This is a genomic window from Streptacidiphilus sp. P02-A3a (assembly GCF_014084105.1).
In the GTDB taxonomy this organism is placed as follows: Bacteria; Actinomycetota; Actinomycetes; order Streptomycetales; family Streptomycetaceae; genus Streptacidiphilus.
The window spans coordinates 2,992,469-3,009,604 of sequence record NZ_CP048289.1 but is presented as its reverse complement, the minus strand read 5'-3'; the positions used below and the strand labels follow the sequence as shown (position 1 = coordinate 3,009,604).

Annotated in this window: 19 protein-coding genes; 13 read left to right on the top strand and 6 right to left on the bottom strand. The window is 70.2% G+C overall.

All coding sequences use genetic code 11. The features are described from left to right. Positions 1–579 precede the first annotated feature (579 nt). From GXP74_RS13655 to GXP74_RS13640, 4 genes are all read left to right on the top strand, one after another. Positions 580–1,188, top strand: coding sequence for a phosphatase PAP2 family protein (locus GXP74_RS13655; RefSeq protein WP_182451761.1), 609 nt, complete (start codon positions 580–582; stop codon positions 1,186–1,188). Between the two features lie 93 nt (positions 1,189–1,281). Next, positions 1,282–1,800: a hypothetical protein gene (locus GXP74_RS13650; RefSeq protein ID WP_225447909.1), complete on the top strand. Its 519-nt coding sequence runs from the start codon at positions 1,282–1,284 to the stop codon at positions 1,798–1,800. 265 nt (positions 1,801–2,065) lie between these two features. Continuing rightward, complete coding sequence (locus GXP74_RS13645; RefSeq protein WP_182451760.1) at positions 2,066–3,415, top strand: diacylglycerol kinase family protein; 1,350 nt, start codon at positions 2,066–2,068, stop codon at positions 3,413–3,415. 4 nt (positions 3,416–3,419) lie between these two features. Continuing rightward, complete coding sequence (locus tag GXP74_RS13640) at positions 3,420–3,932, top strand: hypothetical protein (protein ID WP_182451759.1); 513 nt, start codon at positions 3,420–3,422, stop codon at positions 3,930–3,932. Between the two features lie 161 nt (positions 3,933–4,093). Here GXP74_RS13640 and GXP74_RS13635 read toward each other — a convergent pair whose 3' ends face one another. Then, positions 4,094–4,357, bottom strand: a complete 264-nt coding sequence (locus tag GXP74_RS13635; protein ID WP_182451758.1) for a hypothetical protein — start codon at positions 4,355–4,357, stop codon at positions 4,094–4,096. Positions 4,358–4,539: 182 nt separating this feature from the next. Here GXP74_RS13635 and GXP74_RS13630 point away from each other — a divergent pair, with 182 nt between their 5' ends. Together GXP74_RS13630 and GXP74_RS13625 are read left to right on the top strand one after the other, a co-directional pair. Continuing rightward, positions 4,540–4,806, top strand: a complete 267-nt coding sequence (locus tag GXP74_RS13630) for an amphi-Trp domain-containing protein (RefSeq protein WP_182451757.1) — start codon at positions 4,540–4,542, stop codon at positions 4,804–4,806. Positions 4,807–5,068: 262 nt separating this feature from the next. Beyond that, on the top strand, positions 5,069–5,305 hold the full coding sequence (locus GXP74_RS13625) for a hypothetical protein (RefSeq protein ID WP_182451756.1): 237 nt from the start codon (positions 5,069–5,071) through the stop codon (positions 5,303–5,305). On the opposite strand, the gene GXP74_RS13620 is transcribed toward GXP74_RS13625, so the two are convergent. From GXP74_RS13620 to GXP74_RS13610, 3 genes are all read right to left on the bottom strand, one after another. Continuing rightward, positions 5,302–6,918: an MFS transporter gene (locus GXP74_RS13620; RefSeq protein ID WP_182451755.1), complete on the bottom strand. Its 1,617-nt coding sequence runs from the start codon at positions 6,916–6,918 to the stop codon at positions 5,302–5,304. The genes GXP74_RS13625 and GXP74_RS13620 overlap by 4 nt on opposite strands. Before the next feature lie 267 nt (positions 6,919–7,185). Beyond that, the gene (locus GXP74_RS13615) at positions 7,186–7,629 is read right to left on the bottom strand and encodes a DUF6325 family protein (protein WP_182451754.1); all 444 of its coding nucleotides are present in this window, start codon (positions 7,627–7,629) and stop codon (positions 7,186–7,188) included. Positions 7,630–7,670: 41 nt separating this feature from the next. After that, positions 7,671–7,949: an SHOCT domain-containing protein gene (locus GXP74_RS13610; protein ID WP_182451753.1), complete on the bottom strand. Its 279-nt coding sequence runs from the start codon at positions 7,947–7,949 to the stop codon at positions 7,671–7,673. Between the two features lie 600 nt (positions 7,950–8,549). Here GXP74_RS13610 and GXP74_RS13605 point away from each other — a divergent pair. From GXP74_RS13605 to GXP74_RS13585, 5 genes are all read left to right on the top strand, one after another. Beyond that, a complete protein-coding gene (locus tag GXP74_RS13605) occupies positions 8,550–8,981 on the top strand; it encodes a hypothetical protein (RefSeq protein ID WP_182451752.1) in 432 nt (143 codons plus the stop codon). Positions 8,982–9,114: 133 nt separating this feature from the next. After that, positions 9,115–10,155 carry a glucose 1-dehydrogenase gene (locus GXP74_RS13600; RefSeq protein ID WP_182451751.1) on the top strand — a complete coding sequence of 347 codons (1,041 nt, stop codon included), beginning with the start codon at positions 9,115–9,117 and terminating at the stop codon, positions 10,153–10,155. 65 nt (positions 10,156–10,220) lie between these two features. Then, positions 10,221–10,769: a trehalase-like domain-containing protein gene (locus tag GXP74_RS13595; RefSeq protein WP_182451750.1), complete on the top strand. Its 549-nt coding sequence runs from the start codon at positions 10,221–10,223 to the stop codon at positions 10,767–10,769. Continuing rightward, positions 10,673–12,100, top strand: coding sequence for a glycoside hydrolase family 15 protein (locus tag GXP74_RS13590; protein WP_182451749.1), 1,428 nt, complete (start codon positions 10,673–10,675; stop codon positions 12,098–12,100). The genes GXP74_RS13595 and GXP74_RS13590 overlap by 97 nt, the downstream gene beginning before the upstream one ends. 37 nt (positions 12,101–12,137) lie before the next feature. Further along, positions 12,138–12,692, top strand: coding sequence for a gluconokinase (locus tag GXP74_RS13585; RefSeq protein ID WP_182451748.1), 555 nt, complete (start codon positions 12,138–12,140; stop codon positions 12,690–12,692). Between the two features lie 90 nt (positions 12,693–12,782). Here the strand turns inward: GXP74_RS13585 and GXP74_RS13580 are convergent, their stop codons facing one another. After that, a complete protein-coding gene (locus tag GXP74_RS13580) occupies positions 12,783–13,433 on the bottom strand; it encodes a GAP family protein (RefSeq protein WP_182451747.1) in 651 nt (216 codons plus the stop codon). A 208-nt stretch (positions 13,434–13,641) separates the two neighbouring features. Beyond that, entirely contained in the window at positions 13,642–14,040 is a 399-nt protein-coding gene (locus GXP74_RS13575; protein WP_182451746.1) for an SHOCT domain-containing protein, read from the bottom strand. 92 nt (positions 14,041–14,132) lie between these two features. On the opposite strand from GXP74_RS13575, the gene GXP74_RS13570 reads away from it, so the two are divergent. Both GXP74_RS13570 and GXP74_RS13565 read left to right on the top strand, forming a co-directional pair. Continuing rightward, positions 14,133–15,509 carry a DUF2254 family protein gene (locus GXP74_RS13570; RefSeq protein WP_225447908.1) on the top strand — a complete coding sequence of 459 codons (1,377 nt, stop codon included), beginning with the start codon at positions 14,133–14,135 and terminating at the stop codon, positions 15,507–15,509. Between the two features lie 154 nt (positions 15,510–15,663). Then, a complete protein-coding gene (locus tag GXP74_RS13565; protein ID WP_182451744.1) occupies positions 15,664–17,094 on the top strand; it encodes a DUF2252 domain-containing protein in 1,431 nt (476 codons plus the stop codon). The last annotated feature ends 42 nt before the right edge of the window (positions 17,095–17,136 follow it).

Genomic DNA, 17,136 nt, shown 5'->3' with positions numbered 1-17,136 from the left:
ACACGCTTGCGTATGGCCCTGCCCGAGTCCGCAGTCTGCGGGTCGCCGCCGAGGCCATGCTCATCGATCGGGGGATGGCTCATGGACGGCTCCCAAAGCCGGGCAGGGACAGTGGCCCGGCCACCGTACGAGCCGGGCGAAGGGACCGGATTTCCAGTGTGGTCGAACGGCCCCGGGTCGCGGCCGGGAATCCGCACGTCACCCAATGTGGTTTGTGTGCGGTCGGCACCGGGCGGCGAAGATGGGACTGAACCGTTGCGTCGGGCAAGGGGACGCGACGGGTTCTCGGAAGGATTGCCTGCGGTTGTCGAACATCCACGTCACCATCTTGGGCTGTGCTGTCGACGATAGCCTTCTCCCCGTGGTGCCCGCCATTCGAGGAAAATGCTGCGAAGGCAGACGCGTCACCTGTCAGCGTGCCTCGGTCCCGGGATCACTCGTCCGGGTCGCTATCCCACCCGTCTGGGTCCCCGGGGTCGTGGGCGGGCGGGGTTTCGGGCTTGCTGTGAGGATGAAGGGCCTGTTGCTTGGGTCTCGGTGATGTACCTGGCGGTCTGCGCGGGAAGGGGGCCAATGCACATGTCGTTCAAGGGGACCGGCCGAAGCAGTGTGGCGCGGCTGCTGCCCGGCGTCCACGGCGCACTGCGCGACTTGGCGGAGGTCGACAGGGCCGTCTACCTCGCGGTGGCCGCTACGCGGACTCCGGCCCTGGACCGGGGGCTGCGGTGCCTTTCCGGTGCGGCGGACCATTCCAAGATTTCCCTGAGTGCGGGCGCGCTCCTGGCGCTTCGCCGTGGGCCGACGCGGTACGCGGCGCTGCATGGCGTCGTCGCTGTCGCTGTCGCGTCGGCCGCGGCCAACCTGCTGGGTAAGCAGTTGATTCGGCGTCCGCGCCCGGAACGCGACGCGCGGGTCAATCCGCAGCGCCATGTTCCGATGCCGGATTCGGCCTCGTTTCCTTCCGGGCATACCGCGTCGGCGTTCGCGTTCGCGTTCGCCGTGGGCTCGGTGCTGCCAGTGACCGCTGTGCCGCTGGGTGTGCTGGCGATGGCCGTGGGTTACTCGCGTGTGCACACTGGAGTTCACTACGCCGGTGATGTGGCCGCTGGCGCACTGATCGGCATTGGCAGTGCTGCCGCCGTAGCGGCCGCGGTGAACCGCTGCGGTGGTGTCACCCGCTGCCCGTGACTGCCACTAGTCGACATCGGTCCGGTTCGGGGTCGTGTGTGTCGTGCGCGTGGCGGCCCGGGAAAGGGGTCCGCGCGCCTGTACGGTGAGCCGGTGAACCATGTCATCCCGTGGCGCAGACTGCGCCGGGACGCTCGCGCTCCTTCTCGTACTGACTATGCGGCCGCTGTCTATGGATCATTGCTGGCCGCCTCGGTGATCGCCGCATCGAGTACGGCCGGCACGTTCCCCCGCGTCGAGACTGTCGTGCTGCTGCTGGTCACCGGGCTGGTGTTCTGGGTCGCCCATAGCTACGCGCGCCTGGTCGGCGAGCGCTCTGCCGGTCAGCGACTCAATTGGGGCCAAGCGCGCGCAGTTGGCCTGCGTGAGTGGCCGCTCGTGGAGGCCGCTGTGCTTCCGGCGGTCATGGTGGCCATCAGCCCGCTGCTGGGACTGGGACTGACCGCTACGGGGTGGCTCGCCCTGGGCGTCGCGGTGGCCCAGCAGGTCGGCTGGGCCTATGTCGGCGCTTTGCATGCCACGTCCTCGCGTCGTGTCGCCACCGTCGAGGCGGCGATCAACCTGGTGCTTGGTCTGGTCATCGTGGCAGCAAAGGCGGCGCTGGGGCACTGAGCACCTGCGCGAGCGGGCGTCTGTCGTCGGGCCAGGCGTGCGGGGCTCGGCTGCCAGCCAGCGCGGGCGCGGGTATTGCGGCAGTGGGACAATGTGGGGACAGGGAGTTGCAAGGGAGGCTACCGCCGGTCCCGGCTGTTTCCTGGCCCACCATCGGGGCGGGGGCCCGTGTGCGCAGCCCAGAGCGCGGTGCCCCGCGCCACCATGTCGACCACCGGGCCATGTGGGTATTCCGAGTGGCGGACTGACCACGGAGGGCTCGCTGATGGCGTTCTTCAGCCCCGATGCTGCACTGAGTCGTGCCCGTCCGCAGGCTCGGCTGGCGCTGTTCTGCCTGCTGGGTGCCGTTGTGGTGCTCTTGACCGTGGGCGGCTCGGGCGGTCTGCTGGTTCTGTTCGTCGGTGTGGCCGGTGTGGCCGTGATGGCGGCTGGGACGTGGTGGGTGATCGCGCACCACGGGGCTGTGCGCGTGGTGGGGGGGCTGCTGGCCCTGGGTGGGCCTGCGGCCGTCATAGTGTTGTACGCACGTGCCGATCTGTTGCCGGCCGCACTGGGGGCACTGGTCCTGCTGGCGGCGGCGGCGGCTAGCGCTCGCGCGGCAGCACGCTCCCTGGACCGGCCCGCAGGTATGCAGGCGGTGGCGTGCGCCGCGCCCCGGCACGCGGTGCTCATCATGAATCCGAAGTCCGGGGGAGGGAAGGTGGCCCGGTTCAGGCTGGCTGAGAAGGCCCGTGAGATGGGCGCAGAGGTTGTCCTGCTGGACACCTCGGGTCACTCCGATGTGACACAGATCGCCCGCGCCGCAGTCGCGCAGGGGGCCGACCTTCTGGGCGTGGCGGGCGGCGACGGCACGCAGGCACTGGTGGCGCAGGTGGCCGCCGAGAACAGCCTGCCGTTCCTGGTCATCAGTGCGGGAACGCGGAACCACTTCGCCATGGACCTCGGCCTGGACCGCGAGGACCCGGCAGCATGCCTGGACGGGTTGACCGACGGTGAGGAACTGAACGTCGATCTGGGCGCCGTGGACGGGCGTCCGTTCGTCAACACGGTCTCGTTCGGCGTCTACGCGGATGTCGTGCAGCGCCCTGAGTACCGGGACTCCAAGGCCGGGACGGCCTTGGACGCGCTGCCGGGGTTGTTGCTTGCCTATGCGGGCGAGCCGTTGGAGGCCCGGGTGGGGGATGTGCGGTTGGACGCTCAGCAGGCGCTTTTGGTCAGCAACAACCCGTACTCCGTTCCCGGCCTGGCCGCGGGGACCGGAGGCCGCCGGCCGCGTCTGGACGGGGGGAGGCTGGGCGTGGTCGGGGTCCGGGTGACCAGCGCCGCCCAGGCGGCCGGGGTGGCCCTGCGCGGGCCCGCCTCCGTGGGCCTGAAGGTCATGGATGCTGGGCAGGTGACTGTCACCGCGCAGGCCCCGAGCATCGCGGTCGGCGTCGACGGCGAGGCCTTGTCCCTGCCCACTCCGGTGACCTGCACTATCAGCCCCAGAGCCCTGCGGGTCCGGGTGCCGAGGAAACGGCCCGGGTCCGGCGGGTCTGGGCAGGCCCTGTCCTGGCGGACCATTTTCTCGCTGGCCTTCGGCCGGCGCCGGCAAACCGAGATTCTTCAGGGGTGAACCCATGCCAGGTACCGAGATGGCGTTGCGCGGTTCGGCGGTCGCCACCGCAGTCCGCATGGTGGGCGTGGCGATGGCCGTGCCGCGCCCACCAGGCGCGTACAGCTACGTGGCGGCCGATCGTCCCAAGGCCGAGCTGACCGGGGCCGCGCTGCTGCTCCTGCGCAGCAGGCGTGAACGGCGCGCGGCCCTGCTCAGCCTCACGGTGGCCGCCCTGGCGGCTGCCGCAGGAACTAAGGTCAACCGGCTGCTCCGGTGCCCGTACCGGGACCTGAGAGCGACGGGTCCGGGTCCGACGGACACCGCCGTAGCGGTTGCCCTAGCCGCTGCGGCGGCCGCAGCGCTGCCCGGGGGAGGTCCTGCGACCGAGGTGCTCGTGTGCCTGGTGGGCTACGCGGGCAGCCGCCCGGGCGAACCAGCCGGGGTAGCTGCTGCGGCGGCCCTGGGCCTTGCGGGCGGCACCGTCGTCTCAGCGGTAACTGGGCACCGACAGCGGGGCGCGGCGCCGCTCGGTTGAACGTTGCGGGGGCCCTGCACACACGTCGGCCACTTCGCTCTGACCAAATCCGACCCGAGCCCGGCCGGCTCGCGGGATGGAGGCAGGCGCGCTCGCGACACAGCAGGGCGATGAGGCCCGGCGTGCAGGCCCGTGCTGGGCTCTGGGCGTGCGTATGACAGTTACACGGCTGACGTACGCCAGGCCTGAGCACCGGCGTGCGACGCTGCCAGGGAAGCGGACCGCGCCTGCTGCAGCGCGCGGGTGGCTCGTTCGGCGGGCCCGGTCTCCATGCTCTGCACCCAGCCGCGTCCTGCCGTGGCCAGCGCGGTGCACGCCATGGCAGTGCCGGCCAGCGCGAGCAGCGCCCCGGTGCCGGTCAGAAAGGCACCGGCCGTGAGGAGCCGCCTGTTGAGCCGGAACGTGGTTGTCTGGTTCGTTGCCATGGCATCACCTTGGGGCCAGGGCAGCTGTCCCGCCTGGCGGGACAGCCATCCGGGAACCTCAGCTGTTGCGAGAGCGAACCCGTTCGAGTCCGCTCCGTCGCGGGGGCTTCTGGGGATGCCCTGCGTGCGGGGCGCCGCGACAATGGAGTGGGCAGGCTGTTCCTACTACGGTGGAGGCACCCATGAAGGATCTCGAATTCGAGCACAAGCGCTCGCTGTCCCGGCTCGAGGCCGCTGACCAGCTTGCCGCGCTCGCGGAGGCGATGAGGCACGGGGGCAGCGCCGAACTCGAACTCGGCCCGGGAAAGCTGTCCCTGCGGATCCCCGACGAACTCCGCAGCGAACTTGAGGTGGAAGTGGGCGACGGGGAAGTCGAGTTGGAGTTCGAACTCAAGTGGTCCCTTGCGCCGCCCGCCGTGACGTCGGCAGGCACCGGGCCGCAGGGCTGAATGCCTCGTACGCCGCCGAACGCTCAGCGTGCCCGACATGGCTTCGGCGCACGGCTGCGTAGTGTGAGGACCCTGCGGCGCTGTCGCAGAGCCTGCCCCCGGGCAGGGATCGCGCCGACCGACGCCCGCTCTGGGCCCGGACCCCGGCCCGGCATCTGCTCGCGTCATAACAGGAGAGTGGTGCTCGGTGCAGACGCCCCACTTTGAGACCTGGGCCCTTCGGTGGGCTCAGCAGGCAGGGGAGACCTGCGCGTGCAGGCCCGTGGCTGGGCTGCTGGTGGACCTGGCCGCCGATCCCCGCGAGGTCCAGCTGGAGCCCGAGGTGGCCTTCCCCCTCGCGCCGGCCGCCAGAGCCCTGGGTGTGACCGCCGAGACGATGCTCACGGCGCTGGGTCAACTGGCCGATGCCCGGTTGCTGGACTTCACGGAACTGCATGCACAGGATGGCCTCTGGGTCACTGTCAGGCTTCTGCCTCCACGCCTTGCCGTGCGGGTCTAGGCCTCGGGTGACCGGGGCTGGGTCGTCGGGATCCGCTGGGTGAAGAACAGCGCCAGGACGGACGCGGCGGCCAGGATACCGAGCGCGGCACGCAGGCCGTCGAGTCTCGCCTCGGCGTTGGCGTCGACGGCGGCGGACGTCAGCTCGCTGCTCGTGCCGGACTTCTGCAGCGCCGTCCTGATCTGACTGTCGGACAGGAATGGCACACTGCCCGTGAGTTGTTCGGCGACCTGACTCTTGGCTGCGGCGGGGATGCCCGGGTTCTGCTCGATGCTGCTCAGGAAGGACGTAGTCAGCACGGCGATCATGAGAGACCCGGCGAGCGCTGTCCCGATGGAGGAGCCGAGGTTGTTGCCGGCGTTCTGGATCCCGCCGACCTCCGCGCTCTTCTCGTCGGGGACCGCGGAGACGGTCACAGCACCGAGTTGGGACGCCAGCGCGCCCATGCCGAGTCCGATCAGCAGGAGCGGGACGGTGACGACTTCCGGTCCTGCGCTGGTGTCGAGCGCGGCCATCAGGGCTACCGCGCCCGCGAACAGAGCCACGACCCCGGTCCGCACCACCCGCCGCGGGGAGACGTCGGGCAGCAGGCGCGGGATCAGCACGGCGGCGGCGAGCAGGGTGAGCGACAGGGGCAGGAGGTGTACGCCGGTCTTGAGCGCTGAGAGGCCCAGAGCGACCGAGAGGTAGAGCGGTACGACGAAGAACACGCCCATCTGTACGAGGTACTGGAAGAAGAACATGATCAGGCCGCCGGTGAGCTGCCGGTTACGCAGCAGGGCGGGATCGACGAGGGGCTCCTGACCCCGGTCCGCGACACGGGCCTCCCAGCGCAGGAAGAGCCAGATCAGGATCAGGCCGGTCAGCATCAGCCACACCACCAGCGAGACGCCGAACCAGGCGGGCGCTTCGGGCTTGGGCACGAACCAGCCCCATTCGCTCGAGCGCAGGACGCCGAAGACGAAGGTTCCCAGTCCCAGTGCGGAGAGCACTGCGCCGCCGAGGTCGATGCGAGACCGGTTGTCGACCGGGGTGTCGGCGATGCCCCGGCCGAGGATCAGGATGCCGATGACGATCGCGACCTCACCCGCGAACACCCAGCGCCAGGAGAAGTAGGTCGTCGCGATGCCGCCGATGAGCGGCCCCAGGGCGATGGCCACGGCGCCTGCCGCCGCCACGAGTCCGTAGGCGCCCGGGCGGCGCTCGATGGTGAAGTTCCCCGCTACCAGGGCCACGATCGCCGGCAGGATCAGCGCGGCGCCGACGCCTTCGAGGAACGACCAGCCGAACAGGAGCACGGGGAGGTTCGGGGCGAGTGCCGTCGTCAGGGAGCCGCAGCCGTAGATGACGCAGCCGATGGCGAAGGCGCGCTTGCGGCCGATCAGCCCCCCGACCTTGCCGCCGGGGATCATGAGCATCGCCATCACCAGGGTGTAGGCGGTGATGGCCCCCTGGATCCCGGTGATGGACGTGCCGACGTCCTCGGCCACGGTGGCGATCGACACGTTCATCACCGAACTGTCGAGCGCCATCAGGAACTGCCCGGACGCCAGTGTGAGCAGGATGAGCCTAGGTGCCGCCGTGCTCGTGGACTTTCTCGCCCTGGATGCCATGGGCGCCATGCTCCCAGCGACGATGGGGCGCGATCCTGTGCCCCGCCCCGAGGTCACCTGTTCGGCGGTGCCCCGTTGTGTCGGCCCAGGGGTGTCATGCCGAGTCGACTTGAATACGCTCACGACCTGTGTGCGGGCGTCGCGAGAGCCCTCGACGGGGGAGTGGCCGCGCGTCGATGAGCGGCCCCGAGGCCCGTGCTGTCGGCGTCGCGAGTCTCGGCTGCCTGACCTCGGCGCCGTCCTGCCCCGAGGTTCGAGGCCATGCGCTCACGCGGCGGCTTCGGCGGCGTCCAGCGCACTGGCGAGGGCGGTGACGGGGATGCGGCCGCCGGCTACCAGTTGGGCGCCGCTGCGCAGCAGGGCGGCGGCGAAGGGGGCAGCCCAGAGGTTCTCGTAGACGAGGATACCCGCCGAGGAGCCGGGTGCCAGGACGGCACCGGCTTCGGTGACGTCGTCATCGCCGAGCAGGCCCGAGGAGACCCCTTCGAAGGCAGTCAGTTCGGGATCCCAGTCCTGGTCGAGGTCGGCGATGGAGATACCGACGACGGAGCCGTCCTCCTTCTTCTGGATGAAGGTCAGGTCGAGGATGCGGATGATGCCCCGGTCGACCAAGTCGATGAGCATGGGCAGGCCCTCGCCGTGCATGCCGGACCCGGGGAACTCGACCACCAGGTAGTCGACGGGGCCGGTGATACTGGTGTCCTCACTCATGGCTGCTCCTGTGTGTTTGCCGGACAGAGGTGTTCGCTGGCTCAGGCGCCGAGCACGGCGGCCTTCTGCGCGGCGAATTCGCTCTCGCTCAGGACGCCCTGGTCCCGCAGTTCGCCGAGCTGCCGGAGCTGGTCGATCTTGTTGTCCATGCTCGCGGGTGCGGCGGGGGCCGCGGGCGCGGCCTGGTGTGCGCTGGGCTCGGGGGATGCCTGCTGGGAGGCCCACCGGCCGGACTGCCGCCGCGAGACGCGGTTCGATACGGCGGTGGCGGTTCCGGCCACGGCGGCCGTGCGCGCGATTCCACGAAGTAGACCAGGCATGTGCTCTCTCCTCTGGTTCGCGAGTGCGTTTCCGTTGCTTACCGGGTAGTTCCAACGCCCCCTGCTGTGCTGATTCCGGGCCGGGCTGGACAGACCTGTACGCACCTATATTCCCCCAATTCAGGCCGTAGTGCATGGCAGGGTCGGTCGGCATGGGATCGGGTGAAAGTCGGTCGGGCGGGCAGTGCCGGCCGTAGGGGGTCGGGTAGGCCGCCGGCGATCCAGAACGCCTCCTGGGCGAGTCGACCGCTACGAGTTGACCCATCGTCAGTAGCTCGCAGAGGGTGGCAGCTCCCGCGGGGGCCTCGGTGCCGGGGAGCTGGAGCCGACCGTCTCGCGCGCACTGGCCGCCAGCGCCTTGGATCCGCCCTCGCGATCGGCTGGCAAGACGTCCGGTCTGCCGACGCCCGTGCGGCCAAACTCCCGGGTTGGCTTGGATGCTGGCACCTGTTCCCTGCCGTGCCGGACGTGATCGAGGGGCGTACCGTCTCTTATGGGAAGAGATGCTTACAGGCCATATTATTCCGGCCACTGCCCCGTCGGCTGTCGCGCGGCGTGGGAACAGCAGGTGTTTCGAGTGACACTCCTGGTGAGGTTGCGATGACTTCTTCGACTTTGGGCACGCAAGGGATGCAAGCGGACCGTCCGGGCGACGCCCGGTTGGGCGGCTTGCAGTGGTTCGCGGTGGTCCTGTTGCTGTTGCTGGCCTTCTTCAACGGGCTGGACGGGATAGCGGCCATCGCCCATTCGCACGTGTTCGTCGCGAACGCCCACTTCGTCGTGGGCGATCTGCGCGCCTGGGGCTGGGTCTTCCTGATCCTGGGGATCGCGCAGCTCCTGGTGGCGATCGCGATCGCGAATGCCATCAGCTGGGCCCGGTGGGCCGGTGTGGCCATTCTGGGACTGAACGCGCTGGCCCAGATGTTCGCGCTGTCGTCCTACCCGTTGTGGTCGCTGATCATCATCGCGGTCGACATCGTCGCGATCTACGGCCTGTGCGTGTTCGACGACCGCAGGCCCCAGACCGTCTGAGGAATCCGGAAAAACGAGTCGGCGCCCGCTGATCGGCACTGCGCAACAGCGGGCGCCCGTACCCATGGGACCACCGGTCGGCGGACGGCCGCCGGCGAACCGTCCGCAGTACCCCTCAGGAGACGAGGCCCTCATGCATGCGGTGACAGTGGTGCCCGGGCAGGCGGGCTCGGCGGCATGGACGCACGTGCCCGAGCCGTCGGCGGAGCTGGGCTCGGTCGTGGTGCAGGCCCTGGCCGTCGGCGTGTGCGGCACCGACGCCGAGATAGCCGCCGGCCAGTACGGCTGGGCGCCGCCCGGCAAGGACCGGCTGGTCCTGGGGCACGAGTCGCTCGGCCGGGTGGTGCAGGCCGGCGGGGGCCTGACGGTGGGCGACCACGTGGTGGGCATCGTGCGACGCCCCGACCCCGTGCCGTGCGCCAACTGCGCGGTCGGGGAGTGGGACATGTGCTCCAACGGCCGGTACACCGAGCACGGCATCAAGGAACGCGACGGCTTCATGGCCGAGCGCTGGCGCAGCGACCCGGACTACCTGGTCAAGGTGGATCCGGACCTTGGGGCGTCGGCCGTCCTGCTCGAACCGGCGTCGATCGTGACCAAGGCATGGGAGCACGTCTACGCCATCGGGCAGCGCACCTTCTGGGACCCGCGCCACGTCCTGGTAGTCGGCGCCGGACCGATCGGCCTGCTGGCAGCACTGCTCGGCACCCAGCGGGGCCTGGACGTACACGTCCTGGACCGGGTGACCTCAGGCCCCAAGCCGCAACTGGTGGAGGCACTTGGCGCCCATTACCACACCGGGGCGATACCGGATCTGGACCTGAGCCCGGACATCGTCATCGAGTGCACCGGAGTACCCGCACTGATCCGGCAGTCCGCCGAGTCGGTCGCACCGGGCGGCATCGTGTGTCTGACCGGTGTCGGGCCGCAGAACCAGTCCGCTGGCGGCATCGAGAGCGGACTGGCCACTGCGGCCGTCCTCCGCAACCTTGCCGTCTTCGGATCGGTCAACGCCAACCGGCGGCACTACTACCTGGCCGCCAGGGCGCTGGGCCGAGCCGACCGCGACTGGCTCGCCGCACTGCTCACCCGCCGCTTCACCCCCGATGACATCGGCCTCGCGCTGGACCGCGACGCCGACGACATCAAGGTCGTCGTGGAGTTCGCAACCTGACGGGCCACGCGCCTCCCCAAGGGCATCCCTTCGTAAAGACCCCACGGACAAGAGAGTTGAACGACATGGCCGACAAGGACTTCCCGCTGATCTCGGACTATGGATTCCTCAGTGACTGCCACTCCGTGGCGCTGGTGGGCCGCGACGCCTCGGTGGAGTGGGCGTGCTTCCACCGCTTCGACCAGCGCTCGGTCTTCGCCCGGATGCTGGACCGCGAACGAGGCGGCTTCTTCCGCATCGCACCGGCGGGGGACTACACCACCACCCGGCGCTACCTGCCCGAGACCAACGTCCTGGAGACCACCTTCGTGACCTCCACCGGGACCGCGACCGTCACCGACTGCCTGCCCGTGCAGGAGGGCCTGACCGGCCGTGTCGGCCACCACGAACTGGACGGCCTGCTGCTGCGCACGGTCCAGGGCACGAGCGGCACCGTCGACCTGCTCCTGGAGTTCTACCCGCGCTTCGAGTACGGGCTCACCACCCCTACCTCGAACTGGCCGAGCCGGACCTGCTGGTGGTCACCGGCGGCCCGGACTCCCTGCTACTGCAGAGCGCCCTGGCGCCGTTGGAGCTGGACGACCATGGCGGCTGCACCGCACGCGCGACCGTGACCGAGGGCCAGGTGGCGCAGGTCGCCCTGACCTACGCCCAGGCCGGCTCGCTGACCGTGCGCCGCCTGGAAGCGGACGACCTGGGCGGCCGCCTGAAGGAGACCGTCGACTTCTGGACCCACTGGGCCGCCCGATGCACCTACCAGGGCCCCTACCGCGACGCCGTCGTCCGCAGCGCCCTGGTGCTCAAAGGCCTGATCTACGACGACACCGGTGCCCTGGCGGCCGCCCCCACCACCTCCCTGCCGGAGGAGATCGGCGGCCAGCGCAACTGGGACTACCGCTACAGCTGGCTGCGGGACTCGTCCGCGATGCTGGCCGCCCTAGGCGGCATCGGCTACCTCGACGAGGCGCAGCGCTTCGGCGAGTGGCTGCTGCGCACCACCGCCGGCCGGGCCGAGGACCTGCAGATCATGTACGGACTCGGCGGCGAGCGGTTGCTGCACGAAGTAGAACTCAGCCACCTGGACGGCTACCGCGACTCGAGCCCGGTGCATGTGGGCAACGGCGCCTGGAACCAGTTCCAGCTGGACACCTACGGCGAACTGCTGGCTGCCACCCTGATGATCTTCCAACTGCGCGGAACACCCCCGGTCGGCCGCGCCGCCGGGTTCCTGCGAGACGTGGTGGAACTGAACATCGCGCGCTGGCAGGAGATGGACGAGGGCATCTGGGAGATCCGCGACGCGCGTCGGCACTACGTGTTCTCCAAGCTGATGGCGTGGCTGGCGGTCGACTGCGGGGTGCGCATCATGGACCTGACCCCCGAACTCGCCCAGGTGCCGGGTCTGCGCGAGCGCTGGGAGGCCGCCCGCGGCGAAATCCGCACGGCCCTGGAGACCCGTGGCGTGGACGCGGACACCGGCGCCTTCCTGCAGGCGTTCGACCACAGTGCGATGGACGCCTCATCCCTCCAGGTGGGGCTGCGGGGCTTCCTGCCCTCCGACGACCCCCGCATCCTGGCGACCATCGACCGCATCGAGGCCGAGATCACCCGCAAGGGCCACGTCTACCGGTACCTCTCCGAAGACGGCCTGGTGGGCAGCGAGGGCTCGTTCGTGTTCTGCACGCTGTGGATGGCCTCCGCGCAGGCCCGCGCCGGACGCACCGAGGCGGGCGAGGCCTACCTGAACCGGATTCTGGAGTGCGCCAACGACCTGGGGCTCCTGGCCGAGGAGATCGACCCCGACACCGGCGAGCAGCTCGGCAACTTCCCCCAGGGCTTCAGCCACCTGGGCGTCATCGGCGCCGCCCTGAACCTGGCCTACGCGCAGCCCGGGGGCGACGCTCCGTGGCTCAAGCGCTGGCAGGCCCTGAACGACGAGGGCTGAGTCGGCACCGGGCCGGCGCAGACGAGTGGAGGACCCCATGGCGGTGACACCCCGACCCCCTGTGCCCAGCCCGTTCGTTCTGGTGGTCCTGGGGGTCGCCGGCTCGGGGAAGAGCACCGTGGGGTCCGCGCTGGCCGACCGGCTCGCTCTGCCCTTCGTCGACGCGGACGACTTCCACACACCCGCCGACCGCGAGACGATGGCGGCAGGCCGCTCGCTCACCGACCGCGAGCGGTGGCCCTGGCTGGGCAGCCTCGCACACTGGATGGACGACCAGATCGGACACGGCCGGTCAGCGGTGGTGGCGTGCTCGGCCCTCAGGCGCTCCTACCGGGACTTCCTGCGCGAAAACCGCCCACAGGTCCGGTTCCTGTACCTGCAGGGAAGCCGTGAGCTCATCGCCGCACGGCTCGCCGCACGGAGCGGCCACTTCTTCCCCCCACAGCTGCTGGAGGACCAGTTCGCCGAACTCCAGGAGCCGACAGCCGACGAGCGGCCCTACCGGGTGCCCCTGGGCGGATCCCCGGACCAGATCCTGGCCCGGGCACTGGAGGTCCTGGGCGACCTCGCCGTGCCGCCGCGCGAGAAGTGACCCAGGACGGCCCCAGGACGCGGCCCGCAGCCCGGCGAACGGGGACCGGGCGCCCGCCGCCGCCCGGGAGCTGCGGCAGCGGTCTCCCGGTCAGCCGGTGAGCTCGATCAGGGCGCGGCTGGCCACCCAGAAGCCCAGGAAGAGGCAGGCCACGACGACGGCCTGGTCCTGGTGACCGCTCATCCAGGAGCGCAGACCCGTCAGCACCCGCAGCGCCTGCTCCGGGGCGAAGACCGCGTACAGCTCCATCGCCAGCAGGCTGGCGGTGGCCAGGACGCAGAAGCCCATCAGCGCCAGATACGAGGCCCCGTGGGACAGGTCCGCCTCCACCACGGTGGCCGCAGCGGCCGCGACCATCCCCCAGGGCTGCAGCAGCACCGCGAAGCCGGCCGCCGACCGCCACGTGACCTGGTCCATGCGCGAGGGCGCCGGGACGGGGCCGGGCGGGCCGGACGTCGAGCGCAGCCGCCGCCTGCGCTCGCCGTACAGCACGAGGCCCAGACCCAGCGCCAGCTTGGCCAGGAGCGCGGCGGTCGAGGACGGGGAACGCGGCGCCGGCGGCTGGCCGCCGGTGAACAGCAGTACCCCGGCGATCACCGCGACCAGGCACGCGAGCCACGCCAGGATGAAGGCCAGCCCCTTGCGCACCCCGCCGGGAGCGGACAGCACCAGCACGAAGGCCATCACCGGCAGCGGATAGAGCGTGATGACCAGGCCGATCAGGAGCAGGTCGAGCACCATGACGCCGTCCTCCCCGCCAGGCCCGGGGCACCGGTGCGCACCGCACCGGTGAGCACCGGGGGAACGCGAGGGCCCGCTGCCGGGACACCACGACGGCTGGTGTCGTTGCGACCGTCGCCCTCCACGCGCATCCGCGTCCTTCCGTTCTCGGAGACCGCCTGTTGCCCAGGCCCAGCCAGCGGATCCTGCTGTGTGCGCTAGACGCACGTCAGGCCAGGAGACGTGCCTTGGCCTGGTCGAACTCCGCCTGGGAGAGATCGCCGTTGCGCTTGAGCTCGGAGAGCTTGGACAACTGCTCCACCGAATCCCCGCCGGCCGACTGCTCACTGGCGGCCGCTTGGCGGACGTAGGCCTGGAACTGTTGCTCCTTCTCCTGGGCCGAGCGCACAGAACGTTCGGTCATCGAACGCCCGCGGACGATCAGGTACAGCAGGACGCCCAGGAAGGGCAGTACCAGCAGGCCGAACAGCCACAGCGCCTTCCACCAGCCGCTCAGCTCGTGGTCACGGAACAGGTCGCCGACGATCCGGAACAGCAGGAACAGCCACATGATCCACAAGAAGAACCACAGCATCATCCAGAAGGCTTCAAGTACGGGATGGTCCATGACCCCAACTCCTGTTCGTGACACGAGGGCGGTTGCGGGCAGTCAGAGAGCTGCTCACCGAACGGTCAGATAATGTCCATATTTAGGCTGGAATGTATCCGTATTATCAGGTTTCGTCCGCTTCGGCATGCCGCGATCACCCGAACAGCGGCCCCGCGTGTCGCGGCACCCGCCTGCCACCGAGACTGTCGACTGTGGCCAAACCCAGCGGTCCCTCCACCAACCCCGTCGAGGGACATCACCGGTCCTCGCGCGGGCCGCGGAACCGTCGGCGCCGTCGCGCCGCATCCCAGGCCCTGTGCGCCGCCATCGGTCTGGGCGCAGGCCTGTTGGCACCCAGGACGACCCTGCACCCGATGATCCCCTCCGGGAGCGTCCTCAGCCTCCTGTTCACCATCGGTTTCGGCGTCGTCGGCCTGGTCAGCCTCGTCTACTCCCTCCTCTTCCTGGTCGTCCAGTGGGCCGGCACCACCTTCACCCTGCGCCTGGGCCTGTTCCGTGAGGATCCGGCCGTGTGGCGCACCTTCGCCGTCTCGCTGGGCGTCTTCATCTACTGCGTCACCGCGGCACTGACCATCGGCACCCGCGCCCAGGTGTCCCTGGCCCTCCCCGTCAGCGCCATCCTGCTGGCCCTGCTCGCCCTGGGGTTCATGTACTCCGTGCAGACACGCGCCTTCGCCTCCATCCAGCTCGGCCCCTGCCTGGACACCATCGCCACCCGCACCCGCCGCACCATCGCCGCCGTCCACACCCGCCCGCTGCCCCAGCACGCCGCCGGTACCCCGGCTGCGCCACCGTCGGCCCAAGGCAGGCCCGTGACCTGGCCCGGACCCGCGGCCGTGCTCTGTGCCATCGATCTGCCCGCACTGACCCGGGCGGCACGTGCGCACGACTGCCTCGTCGTCCTGACCCGCGCGCCCGGCCAGCCCCTGGTGCGCAACCACCCGGTGGCCCACATCCACGGCGGCGACCTACCCGCGCGGACCCTGTTCGCCACCCTGGCCACCGGCGTGGAGCGAACCTTCGACCAGGACCCCGAATTCGGCCTCCGCCTTCTAGCCGACATCGCCATGCGCGGCCTCTCCCCAGCCATCAACGACCCCGCCACTGCCGCACAGGCCCTCGACCACATCGAGGACCTGCTGCTCCTGTTGGCCGGACAAGACCTCGACGTGAGCCGGTCCCGCGACGCCGAGGGCACCCTGCGCGTCGTGCTGCCCCTCCCTGACTGGACCCAGTACGTGCGCACTGCCCTGGACGACGTGATCACCAGCGCCCTGAACGCGCCCTTGGCCTTGGAGCGCCTGCGCCAGCTGCTGCGGCACCTGCGCCAGGTCTGCCCGCCACCGCGCCGTGCCGTGCTGGAGGACCGCCTCGACTGGGTGCAGAGCACCCTGGCGACCGGTTTCCCGCACATCTGGGCATCCATTGAGGCAGCCGAAGCCGCAGACACCGGGCCCTCCAGCTGAAACGCGCTCAGCGACCCGATCCGCCGAGCAGTTCCCGGCGACGGCGCGCAGGATTGAACCGGCACCTTTGAACCGACGCCTCCCGCGCGTCGGTCCTCCCGCCAACAGTCACCCCGGTGGGAGCCAGGGCTGCACCCAGCAAGGAGGCACCGCCATGGCCGAAGAAGAACGCGACGCGACGGCACCTGCCCGAATCCGCCGGCGGCTGTCCCCGACCGAGCGCGCCCACTACGGGCGAGCCGCCCGCAAGGGCACCCCCCGCTCGAGCCACGCCAGCCTCGGCCTGTCCGCACTGCGGCCCGACCCCGTCGACGTGATCGAGAAGCAGTCCGCCGCCCGCCTCCAGCACCTGGTGCCCATCCGCTACGGACGTATGAGCGAATCGCCGTTCCGCTTCTACCGCGGCGCCGCCGCGATCATGGCAGGCGACCTGGCCACCACCCCGTCCACCGGCCTGCACGCCCAACTGTGCGGTGACGCACACATGCTGAACTTCAGGTTGCTGGCCTCCCCGGAACGCAACCTGCTGTTCGACATCAACGACTTCGACGAGACGCTGCCCGGGCCCTGGGAATGGGACGTCAAGCGCCTCGCCACCAGCCTGGTCATCGCCGGCCGCGAGAACGGCTTCTCGGACCGCGAACGCCGTGACATCGTGCGCTCCTGCGTCCGCTCCTACCGCCGTGACATGCGCCGCTACGCCACGATGCGCGACCTGGACGTGTGGTACGCCAAGGCCGACGCCGACACCCTCACCACCCTCGCTTCGCGCGACCTCAACAAGAAGGGCCGCCTGCGCCTGTCCAAGACCCTGGCCAAGGCGCGCACCCAGGACAGCCTCAGTGCATTCGCCAAACTCACCCGGACCGTCGACGGCGAACCCCGCATCACCCCTTCCCCGCCCCTGATCACACCCATCGCCGACCTACTGCCCGAACAAGAAAGGGACCTGGTCGAAGGCCAGATCACCGACCTGATCGAGCGCTACCGGGTCACCCTGCCAAGCGACCGCCAGCACCTGCTCAACCAGTTCACCGTCGCCGACATGGCCCGCAAGGTGGTCGGCGTCGGCAGCGTCGGAACCCGCTGCTGGATCGTCCTGCTCCTGGGCCGCGACGCCGAGGACCCGCTGCTCCTGCAGGCGAAGGAGGCGGGCGAGTCCGTGCTCGCCCCCTTCGCCGGCACCAGCGAGTACAGCTCGCAAGGCGAACGGGTCGTGGCGGGGCAGCGCCTGATGCAGTCCGCCAGCGACATCTTCCTGGGCTGGCAGCAGACCCGGGGGTTCGACGGCGTCGAGCGCGACTTCTACGTCCGCCAACTGCGCGACTGGAAAGGCATCGCCGTACCCGCACTGATGGTCCCCACCGGCATGTCCCTGTTCGGCGAGGCATGCGGTGCCACCCTCGCCCGCACCCATGCGAGGTCCGGAGACCGCATCGCCATCGCCGCCTACCTGGGGCGCAACGACGCGTTCGACCGCGCCGTGACCGTGTTCGCCGAGGCCTACGCCGACCAGAACGAACGCGACCACCAGGCACTGCTGGACGCCGTCGGGTCAGGAAGAGTCCCCGCCGAGACGACCTGAACGTGGAGTTGCACGAAGGCCCCCGCGGTTTTCCTGGGGGCC

What these genes read in the sequence shown, in the direction of transcription:
- GXP74_RS13600 (WP_182451751.1), top strand. Translation starts at nt 9,115, where the DNA reads ATGCATGCGGTGACAGTGGTGCCCGGGCAGGCGGGCTCGGCGGCATGG.
- GXP74_RS13635 (WP_182451758.1), bottom strand. Translation starts at nt 4,357, where the DNA reads ATGGCAACGAACCAGACAACCACGTTCCGGCTCAACAGGCGGCTCCTC.
- GXP74_RS13575 (WP_182451746.1), bottom strand. Translation starts at nt 14,040, where the DNA reads ATGGACCATCCCGTACTTGAAGCCTTCTGGATGATGCTGTGGTTCTTC.
- GXP74_RS13620 (WP_182451755.1), bottom strand. Translation starts at nt 6,918, where the DNA reads ATGGCATCCAGGGCGAGAAAGTCCACGAGCACGGCGGCACCTAGGCTC.
- GXP74_RS13570 (WP_225447908.1), top strand. Translation starts at nt 14,133, where the DNA reads ATGTATCCGTATTATCAGGTTTCGTCCGCTTCGGCATGCCGCGATCAC.
- GXP74_RS13595 (WP_182451750.1), top strand. Translation starts at nt 10,221, where the DNA reads ATGGCCGACAAGGACTTCCCGCTGATCTCGGACTATGGATTCCTCAGT.
- GXP74_RS13655 (WP_182451761.1), top strand. Translation starts at nt 580, where the DNA reads ATGTCGTTCAAGGGGACCGGCCGAAGCAGTGTGGCGCGGCTGCTGCCC.
- GXP74_RS13630 (WP_182451757.1), top strand. Translation starts at nt 4,540, where the DNA reads ATGAAGGATCTCGAATTCGAGCACAAGCGCTCGCTGTCCCGGCTCGAG.
- GXP74_RS13645 (WP_182451760.1), top strand. Translation starts at nt 2,066, where the DNA reads ATGGCGTTCTTCAGCCCCGATGCTGCACTGAGTCGTGCCCGTCCGCAG.
- GXP74_RS13580 (WP_182451747.1), bottom strand. Translation starts at nt 13,433, where the DNA reads ATGGTGCTCGACCTGCTCCTGATCGGCCTGGTCATCACGCTCTATCCG.
- GXP74_RS13585 (WP_182451748.1), top strand. Translation starts at nt 12,138, where the DNA reads ATGGCGGTGACACCCCGACCCCCTGTGCCCAGCCCGTTCGTTCTGGTG.
- GXP74_RS13565 (WP_182451744.1), top strand. Translation starts at nt 15,664, where the DNA reads ATGGCCGAAGAAGAACGCGACGCGACGGCACCTGCCCGAATCCGCCGG.
- GXP74_RS13605 (WP_182451752.1), top strand. Translation starts at nt 8,550, where the DNA reads ATGACTTCTTCGACTTTGGGCACGCAAGGGATGCAAGCGGACCGTCCG.
- GXP74_RS13610 (WP_182451753.1), bottom strand. Translation starts at nt 7,949, where the DNA reads ATGCCTGGTCTACTTCGTGGAATCGCGCGCACGGCCGCCGTGGCCGGA.
- GXP74_RS13615 (WP_182451754.1), bottom strand. Translation starts at nt 7,629, where the DNA reads ATGAGTGAGGACACCAGTATCACCGGCCCCGTCGACTACCTGGTGGTC.
- GXP74_RS13640 (WP_182451759.1), top strand. Translation starts at nt 3,420, where the DNA reads ATGCCAGGTACCGAGATGGCGTTGCGCGGTTCGGCGGTCGCCACCGCA.